Here is a 16645-nt window from a genome sequence, read left to right on the forward strand (position 1 = left end):
TCGTTTTTTAAAGTTAATAAATTAAAGTTAAAAATTAATTCCAACGATTGTTATTAAACTGATTTTTTTTCCAGTACATCATCATCAAAAAGCCAGCAATTGCTCCACCAACATGGGCAAAATGCGCAATTCCCGTTCCACCACTTCCAAATAAAGAACTTCCTTTGAACCCCAAAAATAAATCTATTGCTAAAATCCCGGGCACAAAATATTTCGCTTTTATCGGAACTGGAATAAACAACAAGCCCAATTGTGCATTTGGAAACATAAAAGCAAAAGCCGTAAGCAGTCCATAAATTGCTCCCGAAGCACCTAAAACTGGGGATTGAACAATTGAACTTGCTTGTTGCAAGGCATTGAACTGTTCTTGATTACAATGTGCCTTGTTCAAAATATTCAAAACTTCGCCGTGAACCATTTTTCCATTTGCATCAAACAAAGACTGGTAATCTGTATTTAAAATCAAATGTAGATCAGCTTTTGACAAATTTAAATCAGAAACCGAATTCAAAAGCGATTGTATCTGCAGATAATTTACTCCAGTATGCAATAATGCAGCTCCTAGTCCACATGAAATGTAAAAAAACAAGAATTTTTTCCCGCCCCAAAAATGCTCTAATGCAGATCCAAAACTATATAATGCAAACATATTGAATAAAATATGAGCAAAATTTGGCCAAGGCGCATGCATGAACATATGCGTAATGATTTGCCACAATCCAAAATTATCGCTTTCTGGATAAAAGAGCATTAAATAATTATATGAAACCGGTACGATTTGAGAACCAATAAAAAATATAATATTAATAATCAATAATTGTTTTACAACAGGAGTCATGTTCATCATAACGCAAATTTTTTATCTATATCTTCAACACGCATCGTGATAAAGGTAGGTTTTTGAAAAGGTGAAATATTTGGATCTTTACAGGCAAACAATCCGTTTACGATATTATCCTGCTCTTTTTCGGTTAAATATGATCCCGTTTTAACCGCTAAACTTTTCGCCATTGATTTGGCAATTGTATCGTTTTGACTGTAACTGCTTGCTGGAATTCCGTCCTGCAAATCACTCAACAATTGATCAATCACAATCGAAACTTCACTCTCAGTAATATTTACCGGAATTCCCGAAATCACAATGTGATCTTTTTTTGCTTCTTCAAAAATAAATCCTGTTGTTTCTAACGAAGGTTTTAATTCTTCGATCAATTTCATTTCGATAGTCGAATAAAATAAATCCAACGGAAAAAGCAATTGCTGACTTGATGCTTGATTAACGGTCATATTCAGCAAAAATTGTTCGTACAAAATACGTTGATGCGCTCGTTGCTGATCAACAATAATCATTCCTGATTTAATTGGCGAAACAATATATTTTTTATGAATTTGATAGGTTTTCTGGCTTGCTTGTTCTACTTCATCGTCATTAAATAGTGATGAAGTCACTTCTTCATTTTCGAATGTAAAAGGCGAACTTTCAATCGCTTCTGGATTTTCTGTATCTAAACCAACATACAAACTTTCCCAACTTACTGTCGGCTCAACTCTTTTTGAATAACCAGAATAGGATGATCCTCCTCCTGAATATGAAGAACCTGAAGAAGACGAAGAACCTGAGCTATAGCCAGATCCTGAACTTCCTTTTGTATAATGCTGATTCGTTTTATCGTCTGTAAACGGATTGAAATTTCCATCAACCTGAATTGTTGGCGTTTCAGCTTCTAAATCTTTATAATGATATGGCGTATCTAAATTTGAATCTCTATCGAAATCCAAAACCGGAGCCACATTAAACTGACCTAAACTGTGTTTGATTGACGCTCTCAAAATAGCATACAAAGCTTGTTCGTCATCAAACTTAATCTCCGTTTTTGTCGGATGAATATTAATATCGATTGTATTTGGTGGAACTTGCAAGTATAAAAAATAACTTGGTTGCATTCCGTCTTTTAAAAGACCATCGTAAGCCGCCATAACTGCATGGTGCAAATAACCGCTTTTTATAAAACGATCGTTTACAAAGAAAAACTGCTCTCCTCTACTCTTTTTTGCAAATTCAGGCTTGCATACAAACCCTTGAATATTGATAATCTCGGTATCTTCGTTTACGGGAACCAGTTTTTCATTGGTTTTACCCGACATAATTCCGACAATCCTTTGACGATATCCTGCTGACGGAAGATTATACAATTCGCTTCCGTTATGATAAAAACTAAAATGAATATTTGGATGTGCCAAAGCCACACGCTGAAATTCATCCATAACATGACGAAACTCAACCGTATCTGATTTCAAGAAATTTCGACGCGCTGGAATATTAAAAAATAAATTTTTAACCGCAAATGAAGTTCCTTTTGGCAAAACAGCCACTTCCTGCGAAACAAATTTACTTCCTTCAATTATAATATGTGTTCCAAGCTCATCTTGATCTTGTTTCGTCTTCATTTCCATGTGCGCAATCGCGGCAATAGACGCCAAAGCTTCTCCGCGAAAACCTTTTGTGCCAAGCGAAAACAAATCTTCTGCCTGACGAATTTTTGAAGTAGCATGACGCGCAAAACACAAACGCGCATCTGTAACCGTCATTCCTACGCCATTATCAATAACCTGAACTAATGATTTGCCGGCATCTTTTATGATCAATTTAATGTCAGTTGCTTTTGCATCAACAGCATTTTCTAAAAGCTCTTTTACAACTGAAGCTGGTCTTTGAACCACTTCTCCAGCAGCAATTTGATTAGCAACGTGATCAGGAAGTAATTGAATTATACTCGACATTAAAAAATTTGGGTTAAAGGTTTTTCCTTGATTTTATGGTTAAAAATCTTAGATTGAAAATGTTAGTTCACTTTGGATTTTAAAAAACCAAGGTGTACAAATTTAATGAATTTTGGTTGTGATTTGGAATAGCGGCAGTCATAAAAAAAACAAAAAACCTATACTATTTTACACAGTATAGGTTTTAGTATTTTTAAAACAATTGTGTTTTATTCGTTCTCAATTTTTCTTGGCGAATCTTCGATTTGAAGCGCTCCAGAAGTCAATAAAGGCTGGTTGAAAGCATGAGCTATTGAAGCTTGCTGACGAATGTATGCCATTTTGATTGCCGCAATTGCAGCTTCAGTTCCTTTGTTTCCGTGAGCGCCACCACTTCTGTCGATTGACTGTTGCATATTATTATCTGTCAAAACACAGAAAATAACCGGAATATCAGTTTGAACATTCAAATCTTTAATTCCTTGCGTTACACCTTCACACACAAAATCAAAATGCTTTGTTTCACCTTGAATTACACATCCAATTACAATTACTGCATCAACATTTTGCGTTTGCAACATTTTTTTTGCGCCATAAATAAGCTCAAAACTTCCAGGAACATTCCATCTAATAATTTGCTGTGCAGGAACATCACAATCAACTAATGCATCAAAAGCACCATTATACAGTCCTTCTGTTATAGTGTCGTTCCACTCAGAAACAACAATCCCAAATCGAAAGTCTTTCGCATTTGGGATTGTGTTTTTATCGTATTCTGATAAATTTTTATTTTCAGTAGCCATTTTTATTATTTAAGATTTAATTCCGATGCTTCGGAATTTGATTTCAGATTGTAAAAATACAAATCTAAAAACTAAATCTGAACTCTAAAAATTAAATTATTGTGCTAATCCAATTAATACATCAACAGAAGCTGCTTCTGGAGTTGCATCAAAATTATCTTTAATATCGTTTAAATATTTCAAAGCATCTTCTTTTTGACCTAAAGCAATTGCTGTTTTAGCTGCTTTTAACAAGAAACGAGGCGTAGTGAAATCATTTTTATTAGTTTCAGCCGCTTTTACATAGTAGCTTAAAGCTTCTTTTGCATTATTTTTTTGAGAGTAAGCATCTCCAATTGCACCAGTTGCCAAAGCACCTAAAATTGCATCTTGAGATTTAAATTCTCCAAGATATTTGATAGCATCATCAAATTTTCCTGTATTCAAATATGCCATACCAGCATAGTAGTTTGCTAAATTTCCAGCATCAGTTCCAGAATATTCATCAGCGATTTTAATGAATCCGAATTTACCTTCAGAACCGTTTAATGCTAATTTGTATAATGAATCACTTGCAACACCATCAACCGCTTTTTGAAAGTTTTGTTGCGCAACAAACATTTCGTTTGCAGCTTCGTCTTGTTTTGGGTTTTCAATAAATTTTTGGTAAGCCAAATATCCAATTGTAGCTACCGCAATACCAGCAACTAAACCAATAATGATTTTTTGATTTTTAGCCACCCAATCCTCAGTTCTTGAAGCAGTTTCATCTAATTTTGAGAAAACGCCAGCTGTTGTGCTGTCTTTTTCGTCAATAATTACTTGTTGTTCTTCAGTAACTTCTTTAACTTCCTTCTCTTTTGGTGTCTTATATCCTCTTTTATTGTAAGTTGCCATTTAAAAATAATTTAGTGAACGGCAAAAATAAAATTTTTCTTGAAACTGAGGCAAAAAAAATCAATTTTATCACTATTTTAAAAAAAATATTTTTCAGCGTCGCTTGTCCTTTCGCGGAAGCGTCAAAATAAATCAGCCAGAGGTTGCGCCAAAGCCAATTATATCAATAATTTTCGGTAATTTGCACCCTCAAATTTTCACTGTTCAAAAACAGCAAATTTTATATTTGGAGTCCCTAAAAAATGCATTTAAACAAAATCTCTTTATTCAATTACAAGAACTTTTCAGAAGCAAATTTTGATTTCGACGTCAAAATCAACTGTTTTGTGGGAAAAAATGGCATTGGAAAAACCAATGTTCTCGATGCAATTTATCATTTGGCTTACGGGAAAAGTTATTTTAATCCGCTTGCGGTTCAAAATATAAAACACGGAGAAGAGTTTTTTGTGATTGATGCCGAATTAGATAAAAACGAGAGAACCGAGCAAATTGTTTGCAGTTTAAAAAAAGGACAAAAAAAGGTTTTAAAACGAAACGGGAAACCGTATGATAAATTCTCCGATCATATCGGGTTTATTCCACTGGTGATTATTTCGCCAGCAGACCGTGATTTAATTGTAGAAGGAAGCGAAACCCGTCGTAAATTTATGGACAGTGTGATTTCGCAACTAGATTCTGCTTATCTACATGAATTGATCAATTATCAAAAAGTGATTACGCAGCGAAATGCACTTTTAAAATATTTTGCACTCAATCATACTTTCGACAATGATACCTTATCTATATATAATGAGCAACTGAACGAATACGGAAAGTCGATTTTTGAAAAACGAAAAGATTTCCTTGAACAGTTTATACCTATATTTAATAGACATCATCAAGCCATAACAGGATCTGAAGAAAGTGTACAATTGGTTTATGAAAGTAATTTGTTTGAAAAAGACTTAGTAACGCTTTTACAAGAAAACATCAATAAAGATAGAGCGTTGCAGTACACTACTGTCGGAATTCATAAAGATGATTTATCTTTTGAAATTGATTCACATCCGATAAAAAAATTCGGATCGCAAGGACAGCAAAAATCATTTTTGATTGCGCTGAAATTGGCACAATTCGAATTTTTGAAAAAACAAAGTGGCGTAAAACCAATTCTTTTGTTTGATGATATTTTTGACAAACTAGACGAAACGCGTGTGGCCAAAATTGTAGAAATGGTAAACAGCGAAACATTCGGACAGCTTTTTATCTCTGACACGCATCCCGAAAGAACTGAAGCGATTGTAAAATCTACGCATCAGACCTACAAGATATTCAATTTATAATTCATGAAATTTGGTACAATTTGTATCAGTTTTCAGTATCAATCCCAGAGTGGAAATTATTAAATTAGCCTGAGCAAAATTTAAAAAATAACTGCAATTAATATTTAAAGGAATATGTTAGCGAAAGAATCATTGCAATTTTTAGACGATTTAAAAAAGAACAATAACCGCGAATGGTTTCAGGAAAATAAAAAGCGTTACGAAGTTTTCAAGAAGGACTACCATCAATTAGTAAGCGATTTTCTTGATGCAATGAAACCGCTTGATCCTTCATTAGAATTATTGGAAGTCAAAAACTGTACTTTCAGAATTAACCGAGATATTCGTTTTTCTAAAGACAAATCGCCATATAAAGCGCATTTAGGAGTTTGGATGTCCTGCGGAATGAAAGGCTTAAATCGCGCTGGATATTATGTCCATATCGAAAAAGGCGCCAGTTTTATTGCTGGCGGATTTTATTCGCCTGAAGCGGAAGATTTAAAGAAAGTCCGTAAAGAAATTGCTTTTTTCTACGATGATTTACAAGAAATCCTAAACGATAAAAACTTCAAAAAAGAGTTTGGAAGCTTAGACGTAAACGAAAACAATTCACTTAAAAGCATGCCACGCGGTTATGAAAAAGATCATCCGGCAATTGAGTTTTTAAAACTGAAAAGTTTCACAGCAACTCAGGTTTACAATGTTTCTGAAGTGCTAGAGAAAGATTTCGTAAAGAAAATGAGCCAAAAATTGATTGCTTTAAAACCGTTAAACGAATTCATCAACCGCGCTTTGGATACTGAAGAATTTTAGTTTTATTTGCCACAGATTTCACAGATTCTCACAGATTAATTTTTCGCAATTGCAAAATCCTTTTAATCTTTTTAATCTGTGGCAAAAAACAATAATTGAATGAAAAGGAAAATACTTTTTCTTGGAGAATCGTATCGCGCCGACGCCATTACATGGATGAAAGGCCTGAAAGAATTTGGTGATTTTGAAATTATCACTTGGGAACTTCAAACATCAAACAATCAGAGATTCAAACGTATTTTAGAGTATTTCTTCTCTCCTATTTCCATCCGAAGAATCATTAAAAAAGAAAAACCAGACATGGTGATTGCCGAAAGAACAACCAGTTATGGTTTTCTTGCTGCATTATCAGGATCTAAAACCATCGCAATTGCACAGCAAGGACGAACTGATTTATGGCCTGAGGATTCTGCTTTATATCCTTATAAAAAATTCATTCAGAAATATGCTTTCAAAAAAGCGCATTTAATTCACGCTTGGGGCCCAGTAATGGCAATTCATATGAAAGCAAGTGGTGTTGACATGAATAAAGTTTTGATTCTTCCAAAAGGAATTGACTTATCGCTTTTTACGCCCGCAACAAATCATTCGAACAAAATTGAAGCTATTGTAACACGCTCGCTTCAACCAGAATATCGTCATGATTCAATTTTAAAAGCTTTCGGAATTTTAAATCAAAAAGGAATTGATTTTTCATTGACCATTGTTGGCGACGGAACGAGATTGCAGTTTTTAAAAGATTTAGCTACAGCACTTCAAATCGAAAACAAAGTAATTTTCACAGGAAGAATTCCGAATACAGAACTTCCTAAATTATTACAGCAATCTAATATTTATATCAGCATGCCCATTACTGAAGGCGTTTCGGCCTCTTTGTTTGAAGCAATGGCTTCCAATTGTTTTCCTATTGTTTCTGATATTCCTGGAAATCAAAGTTGGATCACACATCGCGAAAATGGTCAATTAATTACAATTGATGATATTGAAATGCTCGCAGAAGAATTGATTTGGTCTTTTGAGAATCCCGAATTGAGAAACGAGGCGATTATTCGAAATAGAAAATTTGTGGAAGAAAATGCGAATTATGATATTAATATGAAGGTTATTTCGGAGAAATATCATGAGTTATTGAATTCTTAAAATCATTACTTTTTTATTAAAAAAAATTAAACAACAATATTGAACGATTAAGAGATGAACATATTATATTTTATAGGAAATGGCTTCGACATAAACCTTGGAATGAGAACTAGGTACAGTGATTTTTATGAATATTACAAATCAACAGAATCTAAAACAGAACTTATAAATCAACTCAAGAAAGAAATTTCCGAAGGAATTATAAATTGGTCTGATTTAGAACTTGCTTTTGGCAAATACACTTCAAATCTTAACAATATCGAGGAATTTGACGAAGTATACGAAGACATTGTAAATCATTTAGCAGATTATTTAAATCTCATACAAGCACAGTTTGATTTCAATACAATTAGTTCTCTTAAATTTTTCGAAAATCTTTCTAAACCAGAAAATTCATTATCAGAAGAGGATATCCGCGAACTGCGCCTTTATAGAGAACCTTGGAAAAATCATCATTGGATAACAAATATTATAACACTAAATTACACAACTTCTATCGAAAAAATTATTGGCGAAAGTATTTCATCATTACAAATTGGAATCCATCATACTAGTAAAATCATTTTAAAAGAAATCCAACATATTCATGGATATACAGACAAAAGAACCATTCTGGGCGTAAATGACATATCTCAAATAGAGAAAGTAGATTTCCACGAAAATCAAGAAATTCTCGAAGCCTTAATTAAAACAAAATGTAATCGTGTCCAAAGGCATAATGTAGATAAAATTTGCGAACAAAATATAAATAGTGCAAATTTGATATGCATTTTCGGTTCTTCTCTTGGCGACACTGATAATTATTGGTGGCAATTAATTGGAGAACAACTAAGAAAGGGCACGCGAATAATAATTTTCAGCAAGGGAGAAGAAATAAAACAACGTTTTGCTCAAAAAACAGCAAGAACACAACGTGCTATAAAAAAATTGTTTTTAGAAAAGACAAATCTATCCCAGGAAGAAAAGGAATTATATAACGAAAAAATTTACGTAGGAGTTAATACAAATATGTTCGATATGTTTTTATAAATTACAACATATTCCTTTAATGTATTTCATTTCCAAACAACGCGATATTTTTTAGAACGAAATCTAATAATTCTTTCGAACCTGACCTAATCCGAATAAATTATAATCCTTACTTTTGACTCATATTAAAAAGCCTTTTATTTATGGAAATCCAATCCAATTTTTCTTTAAAAAAATATAATACTTTCGGCATTGAAGCAAGTGCTAAACAATTTGTTGCAGTTCATTCTATCGCTGAATTGAAAACGGTTTTACAAGAAAACAAAAACGAGAAAAAATTCATTTTAGGAGGCGGAAGCAATATGTTGTTAACGAAAGACATTGATGCTTTGGTTATTCATATTGATTTAAAAGGAAAAAAAATCACTAAAGAAGATGAGGATTTTGTTTGGGTTGAAAGTCAGGCTGGCGAAACTTGGCATGATTTCGTTCTTTGGACCATCGACAACAATTTTGGAGGTTTAGAAAATATGTCGCTTATTCCAGGAAATGTCGGTACAACTCCCGTTCAGAATATCGGAGCTTACGGAACCGAAATAAAAGACACTTTCGTTTCTTGCGAAGCGATGAATATTGCTACTCAAGAAATGAAAACTTTCGATAATGCCGAATGTAATTTTGGCTATCGCGAAAGTATTTTCAAACATGAAGTTAAAGACCAATATATTATTACTTCAGTTACATTTAAATTGACCAAGCGCAATCATAAAATCAATACTTCTTACGGAGATATTTTGGCTGAATTGGCTAAAAACAATATTTCAGAACCAACATTAAAAGATGTGAGCAACGCTGTAATTGCCATTAGACAAAGCAAATTACCTGATCCGAAAGAATTAGGAAACAGCGGAAGCTTCTTCAAAAATCCGATTATATCTAAATCTGATTTTGAGAAAATTCACCAAAAGTTCCCAGAAATGAAATTTTACGAAGTTTCAGAAACTGAAGTAAAAGTTCCTGCAGGTTGGTTAATTGAGCAAGCAGGTTTTAAAGGGAAACGTTTTGGAGATGCAGGAGTTCATAAAAATCAAGCTTTAGTTTTAGTGAATTATGGAAACGCAACTGGACAGGAAATCTTAGCCGTTTCAAAAGAAGTTCAAAAAACCGTTTTTGAAACTTTTGGCATTCAAATCGAAGCTGAAGTGAATGTGATTTAGAATCAACGTTTTCAAACCTTTGCTCCTTTGTTTCTGTGAGTCTTTGAACCTAAAAATGAAAAAATGTACACACCAGATTTATACAAAAACGAAAATCAGGAAGAAATCAGAGCTTTCCTAAAAGAAAACAGCTTCGGAATTCTGATCAATCAAACTAACGGAAAATTGTGTGCAACGCATATTCCAATAGAGCTGGAATTGAATTCTGATGGAAAAGAAATTCTGCAAGGACATATTTCAAAACTAAATCCGCAAGCTGAAGGTTTCAAAGAAAACGATCAGGTTTTAGCCGTTTTCACAGGTCCGCACAGTTATATTTCTTCGTCTTGGTACGATCATGAAAATGTGCCAACTTGGAATTATATAGCCGTACATGTTTATGAAAAAATCAAGATTGTTGATTATGAAACTTCGGTAGAGCAATTAAAGAAATTAGTCGACAAATACGAAGCAAATTCAGAAAAGCCAATCCGCGTAGAAGATTTATCAGCCAAAACCATGCGCGAAGCCCGAGGAATCTATGGTTTTGAGATTGAAATCGAAGAAATACAAGCCACTAAAAAACTCTCACAAAACCGCGACGATCACAATTATAAAAACATAATTTCGGAGTTAGAAAAAACCGAAAACCCTCAGGCTATTGCTGTTGCAAAAGAAATGTCAAAATGCCGAAAGTAAATTGGTTTTGGACATTGAAAATTAGGAATTCATAAGTACATTTGCACTCGCAAGATTCAGAAATTAAAAGATATTAAAATCAGATGCTTACAATTTTATTTTACTTTTTTATTGCTATCGTTGTCGTACAACTTTTTTATTACTTAGGTGTATTTGGAAAGTTTGCTTTCGCTAAACAACAAGAAGTTACACCAAAAAGACTTCCAGTTTCAGTAATTGTCTGCGCTAAAAACGAAGAAGAAAACGTAAAGAAATTTATACCGCTATTAGCTGAACAAGACTATCCAGATTTTGAAATTGTTTTGATTGATGATGCTTCAAGAGATGAAACTTTAGAAGTTTTTGAAGAATTTGAACAACAATATCCAAATATTCGTTTGGTAAAAGTTGAGAACAACGAAGCGTTCTGGGGAAATAAAAAATATGCGCTGACTTTAGGAATCAAAGCTTCTAAAAAAGAATACCTATTATTTACAGATGCTGATTGTTATCCAACTTCAAAAAACTGGATTACATCAATGACTTCAAATTTCACCATGAACAAAACCATTGTTCTGGGATATGGTGGTTATGAAAAAATAGATCGTTCGATACTGAACAAAATCATTCGTTTTGAAACTGTTTTAACAGCGACGCAATATCTATCTTGGGCAAAAATGGGTTTGCCTTATATGGGAGTTGGACGAAATTTAGCTTATAAAAAAGAAGAATTCTTTAACGTAAATGGTTTTATCGATCACATTCAAGTGCGTTCTGGCGATGACGACTTATTTGTAAACCAAGCTGCGACTAAAGAAAACACAACAATTTCATATAATCCGGAAAGTTTTACGTATTCGAAACCAAAAGAATCTTACAAAGAATGGTTTAGCCAAAAAAGAAGACATGTTTCAACAGCGGAGTATTATAAGTTTTTTGACAAAATGCAATTAGGCATTTTTTACACCTCGCAATTATTCTTCTTTATTTTAGTTATAATACTACTAGCTTTCCAATTTCAATGGATCGCAGTATTAGCAATATTCGCAACACGTTATACTGTTGCATGGACTGTAATGGGATTTTCTGCTGGAAAACTTAAAGAAAAAGACTTAAAAATTTGGTTTCCTATTGTAGAGATAGTGCTGATATTCACACAAATTAATATCTTTATATCTAATATCTTTTCAAAACCAGTACATTGGAAATAAATTCTAAAATAGAAAAAGCAAAAAAAGGCGATCAGATCGCCTTTACTTTTTTATTAGATTTTTATTGGAATGAAGTTTACGGCTTTATGCTGAAACGCACCGAAAACGAAACAATTGCCGAAGATGTAACAATCGAAACTTTCTCAAAAGCTTTCGACAAAATTGCCACTTACAACGCCGAATTCAAATTCAACACTTGGCTAATCAGCATTGCAAAAAATGTTTACATAGATTTACTGCGAAAAAAGAAATCCAGTCTTTTTATTGAAATAACGGACAGCGAAGATCAACAGGCATACAATATTGCCGACCCTACCCCATCTGCTGAAGATGCATTAATTAAAGAGCAAAATCTTTCCCGTTTGCTTTTATGTATCAAAGAACTCAAACCCCATTACCAAGAAGTTATTCAGTTGCGTTATTTCCAAGAAATGTCTTATCAGGAAATTGCAACTAAAATTGACGAGCCCTTAAGCAATGTAAAAGTAAAACTTTTGCGTGCTAAAAAATTATTGGCAGAAATCATTGAACGTAACAGATAATTTAGTATCTTTAAGAAAAGATTAAAGTATTATCATACTTTTTCTTAAAAAAATTATTATCTAACATACTAAAACAACAACTTCTACGTTGTTTGCTAAAACCCAAACCCTATTCGCGTATGATTTAAAGTTACTTAACCTTAAAATCCAAAAATCATGTCAAAATCAAGCATCTATGAAAGCAAGTGGATAGACCTTGTTTTCGAAAACAAAAACAAAGAGTATGGCGCGTATCAATTACGCCAAGAAAATTCTAAAACAACAGTTACCGCATTGTTTATGGGGTTGCTATTGATAGCGACTTTAGGAAGCGCGTCGATGCTGATTAATAAGTTAAAAGGACATGAAAATGTCGAACCAGCGCCATTTGACAAACCTGTAACACCGGTTGATCTTTCGCCTGACGTGGTGACGCCTATACCTCCAGCACCAGTTGCACCTCCGTCACAAAGTGCTCCAGCTGCACCATCGATCAATACACAATTGGCAAATCCAGTCGTTACAACTGTGGATCAAGCTACGCCAGACATTGCAACAAATATTGACAATGCTCCGGTTGTGGATAATCCTGTAGCGGGAGATGGGACAATTGTAAATGCAATACCATCATCGGGTGGAAACGGAGACACTCCTGCTCCTGCTGTGATAGACAATACTCCAGTAAATCCGGCTACTTTAGACAAAATGCCAGGATTCCCTGGAGGAATGGACAAGTTTTACAGCTATGTTGGAAATAATTTCAAAAGACCAGAACTAGACGCTGAAATGACTCTTAAAGTATATGTTTCTTTTGTAATTGAAAAAGATGGCTCAATAACTGACATCATGGTACAAAAAGACCCAGGTTATGGAATGGGCAAAGAAGCTATCAGAGTATTAAAATCATTAAAAACAAAATGGACTCCAGGCATAATAAACGGAAAACCTGTGAGAACAGCATATAATCTTCCTATCACAATTAAAACGCAACCCGAATAAAATAATAATCGAAAAACTGAAAAAGCAGAACTTAGGTTCTGCTTTTTTGTTATTTTTAAAAACAAAATCCTTATCTCAATCAAGAATGCCATTTACTTTTTCGCATCCTGCCATTATTCTTCCGTTTAAATATTTTCCAAAAAGTTGGTTTTCAATGACTGGCCTTGTAATAGGAAGTTTAACCCCAGATTTCGAATATTTTATGCGCATGAAAGTTCAGAGCATTTATAGCCACACTCTTCTAGGCGTCTTTTGGTTTGATTTGCCTCTTGCAATTGCATTAACTTTCATTTTTCACAGTATTGTATGCAACAGTTTATTTCTTAATTTACCTAAAGCAATCCGAAAAAGATTTTATTCGTTTACAGGGTTTAACTGGAATTTTTATTTTAAAAAAACTGGTTCACAATATTAATTTCAATATTGATTGGAATATTTTCTCATGTCTTTTGGGATTCCTTCACTCACGAACATGGCTATTTTGTAAATCATATTCCAGATTTAAGCCGATCTATCACTATCTCCGAAAAGAAAATCTTCGTTTGGAAAACATTACAACACTTGAGCACTTTTATTGGAGGATTTTTTATTCTTTTAGCTTTACTTAAACTTCCTAAAAACTCTGTTCACACAAATTCTATCAACAAAAAGTATTGGATCATACTTTCTATTTCAGTAGTAGCCATTTTAATTTTTAGATTTTCATTTTCTTTTGAAATAAAAGCATTTGGAAATATAATTGTTTCCATAATCTCTGCAGTTTTAGCCTCATTGACCTTAACACCACTAATAATTAAATCAAAAGTCAATTAGAAAAATTAACAAAATCATACTACTTTTGTCCTTCCTAAAGAAGGCAAACATTTTAAACCAAAATTAAAAACTAAAAAATGGGAATATTTTCTGCTCTGATGGGCAACGCAGGCACTGTAAACCAAGACGATTTGCTTAAAAAATACGGACAACTTTTAACCGATAGCGAGGAAATTGAAATGGGTTTCAAATTGATTCGCGATACTTTTATTTTCACTAATAAAAGATTAATTCTGGTTGATGTTCAAGGGATCACAGGAAGCAAAACAGAATACAAATCGATTGCTTACAAAAGCATAACTCGTTTCAGCGTCGAAACTGCTGGAACTTTTGATTTGGATGCCGAATTGAAAATCTGGGTTTCAAGCGAATTAAATCCAAGCATTGTAAAACAATTCAACAAATCTGTAAATGTGTATGATGTTCAAAAAGTTTTAGCGCATCACGTTTTAGGATAATCATTTAAATAAACAAAAAGGCGGCCAATTTAAAATTGACCGCCTTTTTTATTTTTAAAGAATAACTATTTCTTTTTAGTTGTTGTAGTTTTCTTAGTAGTCGTTGTTTTCTTAGTTGTTGTTGCTTTTACAACTGGAGCTGTATTTACAATTTTTTGTTGCACATATGGCTTGTACAATCCGTCTTTTTCAGCTCTTGCTTTAGCATCGTCAGCTCTTTTTTTCGAATCTGGATGCGAACTCATCATTTGATCAATAAAAGAAGCCTCAGTTCCTTCACTCATTTTAGCCAAAATTCTAAAAGCAGATTCTTCAGCATTTACATTGTAACCATTCTTTTTTAAGAAATTATATGAAAACAAATCAGCTTCAGTTTCTTGTTTACGACTGTATTTACTGTCAATAATAGCGCTTCCAATTTTCCCTAATTGGCTATCCGTAACTGCCGTAATCTTTGCAGATTGAGAAGAAGCCCCATCAATCAATGCCTCTTTTTGATAAGCTGCACGCATTGCATCTCTTGAATCGTTGTTTGCTACGTGACCAATTTCGTGGCCAATAACCGCTAATAATTCATTATCATCCATAATGTCCATCAAACCAGAATAGACACGTACGCTACCATCTGCAGTTGCAAATGCATTTACTTCTTTCAATTTATAAACCTTAAAGTTCAGCGTAAATCCTTCCCCTGTACTATGTTTTCCAAAAACTCTGTTTAATCTTAAAGTGTAGCCATCATTTGGGCCTGCCACTTCATTTGTTGAATCTAATTTACGAACTGCTTCTTTTGACAACGCCGCAGCATCAGCATTACTTAGTGTAAACCCCGTAACACCTTTTTGAAGAGCTCCTATAGCTTTATCTCCTAAATTAATTTGCGCATTCATTTTAGTAAAACCCAATGTGGCAAATAAAACTCCAAAAACTAGTAATTTCTTTTTCATGTTTTTATTTATTACAATTTGACAACAAATTTAACACAACAAAATGCTTTATCATTTCACACAAAGCTTGTTTTTTCAACAAATAAAGATATAAATTTTAAATGACTAATATAACGGCCTGAGACTATTATTCATTCGAAACCAAACAAAAAACCGGCAAACTCTCAAGAACTTGCCGGTTTTACTATTTGTGTAAAAATTATTTCTTTTTTGCTGTGGTCTTTTTAGCAGTTGTTTTTGTAGTCGCTTTTGCTTTCACAGGTGCTGAATTATCAATTTTCTGTTGCACATAAGGATTGTACAAGCCATCTTTTGTTGCTCTCTTTTTAGCATCATCGGCTCTTTTTCCAGAATCAGGATGTGAACTCATCATTCTAGTCATAAAAGATGAATCTGCTCCTTCGCTTAAATTTTGAAGAATCCTAAAAGCCGATTCTACAGCATTCACATCGTAACCATTTTTTTTCATGAAATTATACGAGAACAAATCAGCCTCAGATTCCTGTTTTCTGCTGTGTTTGCTGTCAATCATAGCGCTTCCTAGTTGGCCCAATTGAGAACTTGTAAGTGTTTCCAATTTTCCAGATTGCGAAGACGCAGCATCTAATAAAGCTTCTTTTTTATAAGCTGCTTTTATTGCATCTCTTGTATCATGATTTACAACGTGCCCAATTTCATGACCAATAACAGCAAGCAATTGATTGTCATCCATAATATCCATTAGACCTGCAAAAACTCGAACGCTCCCGTCGGCACAAGCAAAAGCATTAATATCTTTTACTAAATAAACTTTATAACTCAGTGTAACGCCATCTGTAGAAGCATATTTACCAAACACACGATTTAAACGAATTGTATAACCATCCGTTGGCCCTGCAACAGGATTATTGGCATCCAATTCTACAATTGATTGTTTTGCCAAAGCCACCGCATCAGCATCACTAAAAGTAAATCCCGAAACACCTTTACCTAATGCACCCATCGCTTTATCTGAAAGAATCTGCGCATTCATTTGTCCAAAACCAAAAGTCGTTAATAAAACCCCTAATGCTAATAATCTTTTTTTCATTTTTAAATCCATTAAATTAACAGCAAAATTACTACGGATTAAATTTTAAGATAGTCAATTGAGCCAAATTTGTAACAGATTAAGACCAAAT

General features: G+C 33.6%; 18 protein-coding genes. 12 read left to right on the plus strand and 6 right to left on the minus strand.

The features are described 5' to 3' along the window. Positions 1-34 precede the first annotated feature (34 nt). From AAYQ19_RS14280 to AAYQ19_RS14295, 4 genes are all read right to left on the minus strand, one after another. Positions 35-847: a rhomboid family intramembrane serine protease gene (locus tag AAYQ19_RS14280; RefSeq protein ID WP_343537135.1), complete on the minus strand. Its 813-nt coding sequence runs from the start codon at positions 845-847 to the stop codon at positions 35-37. Beyond that, positions 844-2781: a DNA mismatch repair endonuclease MutL gene (mutL, locus tag AAYQ19_RS14285; RefSeq protein ID WP_343537137.1), complete on the minus strand. Its 1938-nt coding sequence runs from the start codon at positions 2779-2781 to the stop codon at positions 844-846. Before mutL ends, AAYQ19_RS14280 begins: the two co-directional genes overlap by 4 nt. 209 nt (positions 2782-2990) lie before the next feature. Next, positions 2991-3563 (minus strand): 6,7-dimethyl-8-ribityllumazine synthase, encoded by a 573-nt coding sequence (gene ribH, locus AAYQ19_RS14290; RefSeq protein WP_343537138.1) that lies wholly within the window; start codon positions 3561-3563, stop codon positions 2991-2993. 96 nt (positions 3564-3659) lie between these two features. Further along, entirely contained in the window at positions 3660-4439 is a 780-nt protein-coding gene (locus AAYQ19_RS14295; protein WP_343537139.1) for a tetratricopeptide repeat protein, read from the minus strand. A 242-nt stretch (positions 4440-4681) separates the two neighbouring features. On the opposite strand from AAYQ19_RS14295, the gene recF reads away from it, so the two are divergent. The 12 genes from recF to AAYQ19_RS14355 all read left to right on the plus strand — a co-directional run bounded on the left by recF (position 4682) and on the right by AAYQ19_RS14355 (position 14538). Further along, the gene (gene recF / locus AAYQ19_RS14300) at positions 4682-5761 is read left to right on the plus strand and encodes a DNA replication/repair protein RecF (RefSeq protein WP_343537140.1); all 1080 of its coding nucleotides are present in this window, start codon (positions 4682-4684) and stop codon (positions 5759-5761) included. A 114-nt stretch (positions 5762-5875) separates the two neighbouring features. Then, positions 5876-6553, plus strand: a complete 678-nt coding sequence (locus tag AAYQ19_RS14305) for a DUF2461 domain-containing protein (RefSeq protein WP_343537141.1) — start codon at positions 5876-5878, stop codon at positions 6551-6553. Between the two features lie 99 nt (positions 6554-6652). Continuing rightward, a complete protein-coding gene (locus tag AAYQ19_RS14310; protein ID WP_343537143.1) occupies positions 6653-7693 on the plus strand; it encodes a glycosyltransferase in 1041 nt (346 codons plus the stop codon). A gap of 54 nt (positions 7694-7747) precedes the next feature. Then, a complete protein-coding gene (locus tag AAYQ19_RS14315; RefSeq protein ID WP_343537144.1) occupies positions 7748-8722 on the plus strand; it encodes an AbiH family protein in 975 nt (324 codons plus the stop codon). A 143-nt stretch (positions 8723-8865) separates the two neighbouring features. Then, positions 8866-9879, plus strand: coding sequence for a UDP-N-acetylmuramate dehydrogenase (gene murB / locus AAYQ19_RS14320; RefSeq protein ID WP_343537145.1), 1014 nt, complete (start codon positions 8866-8868; stop codon positions 9877-9879). Between the two features lie 63 nt (positions 9880-9942). Beyond that, positions 9943-10557: an FMN-binding negative transcriptional regulator gene (locus tag AAYQ19_RS14325; protein WP_343537147.1), complete on the plus strand. Its 615-nt coding sequence runs from the start codon at positions 9943-9945 to the stop codon at positions 10555-10557. A gap of 83 nt (positions 10558-10640) precedes the next feature. After that, on the plus strand, positions 10641-11747 hold the full coding sequence (locus AAYQ19_RS14330; protein WP_343537148.1) for a glycosyltransferase: 1107 nt from the start codon (positions 10641-10643) through the stop codon (positions 11745-11747). Continuing rightward, a complete protein-coding gene (locus AAYQ19_RS14335; RefSeq protein WP_343537149.1) occupies positions 11738-12289 on the plus strand; it encodes an RNA polymerase sigma factor in 552 nt (183 codons plus the stop codon). Before AAYQ19_RS14330 ends, AAYQ19_RS14335 begins: the two co-directional genes overlap by 10 nt. 156 nt (positions 12290-12445) lie before the next feature. After that, the gene (locus AAYQ19_RS14340) at positions 12446-13267 is read left to right on the plus strand and encodes an energy transducer TonB (RefSeq protein ID WP_343537150.1); all 822 of its coding nucleotides are present in this window, start codon (positions 12446-12448) and stop codon (positions 13265-13267) included. An 85-nt stretch (positions 13268-13352) separates the two neighbouring features. Continuing rightward, positions 13353-13682 carry a DUF4184 family protein gene (locus tag AAYQ19_RS14345; RefSeq protein ID WP_343537151.1) on the plus strand — a complete coding sequence of 110 codons (330 nt, stop codon included), beginning with the start codon at positions 13353-13355 and terminating at the stop codon, positions 13680-13682. A gap of 8 nt (positions 13683-13690) precedes the next feature. After that, entirely contained in the window at positions 13691-14080 is a 390-nt protein-coding gene (locus AAYQ19_RS14350) for a DUF4184 family protein (RefSeq protein WP_343537153.1), read from the plus strand. Between the two features lie 77 nt (positions 14081-14157). Continuing rightward, positions 14158-14538, plus strand: a complete 381-nt coding sequence (locus AAYQ19_RS14355) for a PH domain-containing protein (RefSeq protein WP_343537154.1) — start codon at positions 14158-14160, stop codon at positions 14536-14538. 65 nt (positions 14539-14603) lie between these two features. On the opposite strand, the gene AAYQ19_RS14360 is transcribed toward AAYQ19_RS14355, so the two are convergent. Then, the gene (locus tag AAYQ19_RS14360) at positions 14604-15485 is read right to left on the minus strand and encodes a M48 family metalloprotease (RefSeq protein ID WP_343537155.1); all 882 of its coding nucleotides are present in this window, start codon (positions 15483-15485) and stop codon (positions 14604-14606) included. A 199-nt stretch (positions 15486-15684) separates the two neighbouring features. Continuing rightward, a complete protein-coding gene (locus AAYQ19_RS14365; RefSeq protein WP_343537156.1) occupies positions 15685-16554 on the minus strand; it encodes a M48 family metalloprotease in 870 nt (289 codons plus the stop codon). Between the last annotated feature and the right edge of the window lie 91 nt (positions 16555-16645).

Source organism: Flavobacterium mesophilum, assembly GCF_039581405.1.
GTDB lineage: Bacteria > Bacteroidota > Bacteroidia > Flavobacteriales > Flavobacteriaceae > Flavobacterium.

Coding starts and splice junctions, on each gene's coding strand:
- ribH (WP_343537138.1), bottom strand. CDS start 3,563: ATGGCTACTGAAAATAAAAATTTATCAGAATACGATAAAAACACAATC.
- AAYQ19_RS14315 (WP_343537144.1), top strand. CDS start 7,748: ATGAACATATTATATTTTATAGGAAATGGCTTCGACATAAACCTTGGA.
- mutL (WP_343537137.1), bottom strand. CDS start 2,781: ATGTCGAGTATAATTCAATTACTTCCTGATCACGTTGCTAATCAAATT.
- murB (WP_343537145.1), top strand. CDS start 8,866: ATGGAAATCCAATCCAATTTTTCTTTAAAAAAATATAATACTTTCGGC.
- AAYQ19_RS14365 (WP_343537156.1), bottom strand. CDS start 16,554: ATGAAAAAAAGATTATTAGCATTAGGGGTTTTATTAACGACTTTTGGT.
- AAYQ19_RS14325 (WP_343537147.1), top strand. CDS start 9,943: ATGTACACACCAGATTTATACAAAAACGAAAATCAGGAAGAAATCAGA.
- AAYQ19_RS14340 (WP_343537150.1), top strand. CDS start 12,446: ATGTCAAAATCAAGCATCTATGAAAGCAAGTGGATAGACCTTGTTTTC.
- AAYQ19_RS14310 (WP_343537143.1), top strand. CDS start 6,653: ATGAAAAGGAAAATACTTTTTCTTGGAGAATCGTATCGCGCCGACGCC.
- recF (WP_343537140.1), top strand. CDS start 4,682: ATGCATTTAAACAAAATCTCTTTATTCAATTACAAGAACTTTTCAGAA.
- AAYQ19_RS14280 (WP_343537135.1), bottom strand. CDS start 847: ATGATGAACATGACTCCTGTTGTAAAACAATTATTGATTATTAATATT.
- AAYQ19_RS14345 (WP_343537151.1), top strand. CDS start 13,353: ATGCCATTTACTTTTTCGCATCCTGCCATTATTCTTCCGTTTAAATAT.
- AAYQ19_RS14360 (WP_343537155.1), bottom strand. CDS start 15,485: ATGAAAAAGAAATTACTAGTTTTTGGAGTTTTATTTGCCACATTGGGT.
- AAYQ19_RS14295 (WP_343537139.1), bottom strand. CDS start 4,439: ATGGCAACTTACAATAAAAGAGGATATAAGACACCAAAAGAGAAGGAA.
- AAYQ19_RS14355 (WP_343537154.1), top strand. CDS start 14,158: ATGGGAATATTTTCTGCTCTGATGGGCAACGCAGGCACTGTAAACCAA.
- AAYQ19_RS14330 (WP_343537148.1), top strand. CDS start 10,641: ATGCTTACAATTTTATTTTACTTTTTTATTGCTATCGTTGTCGTACAA.
- AAYQ19_RS14305 (WP_343537141.1), top strand. CDS start 5,876: ATGTTAGCGAAAGAATCATTGCAATTTTTAGACGATTTAAAAAAGAAC.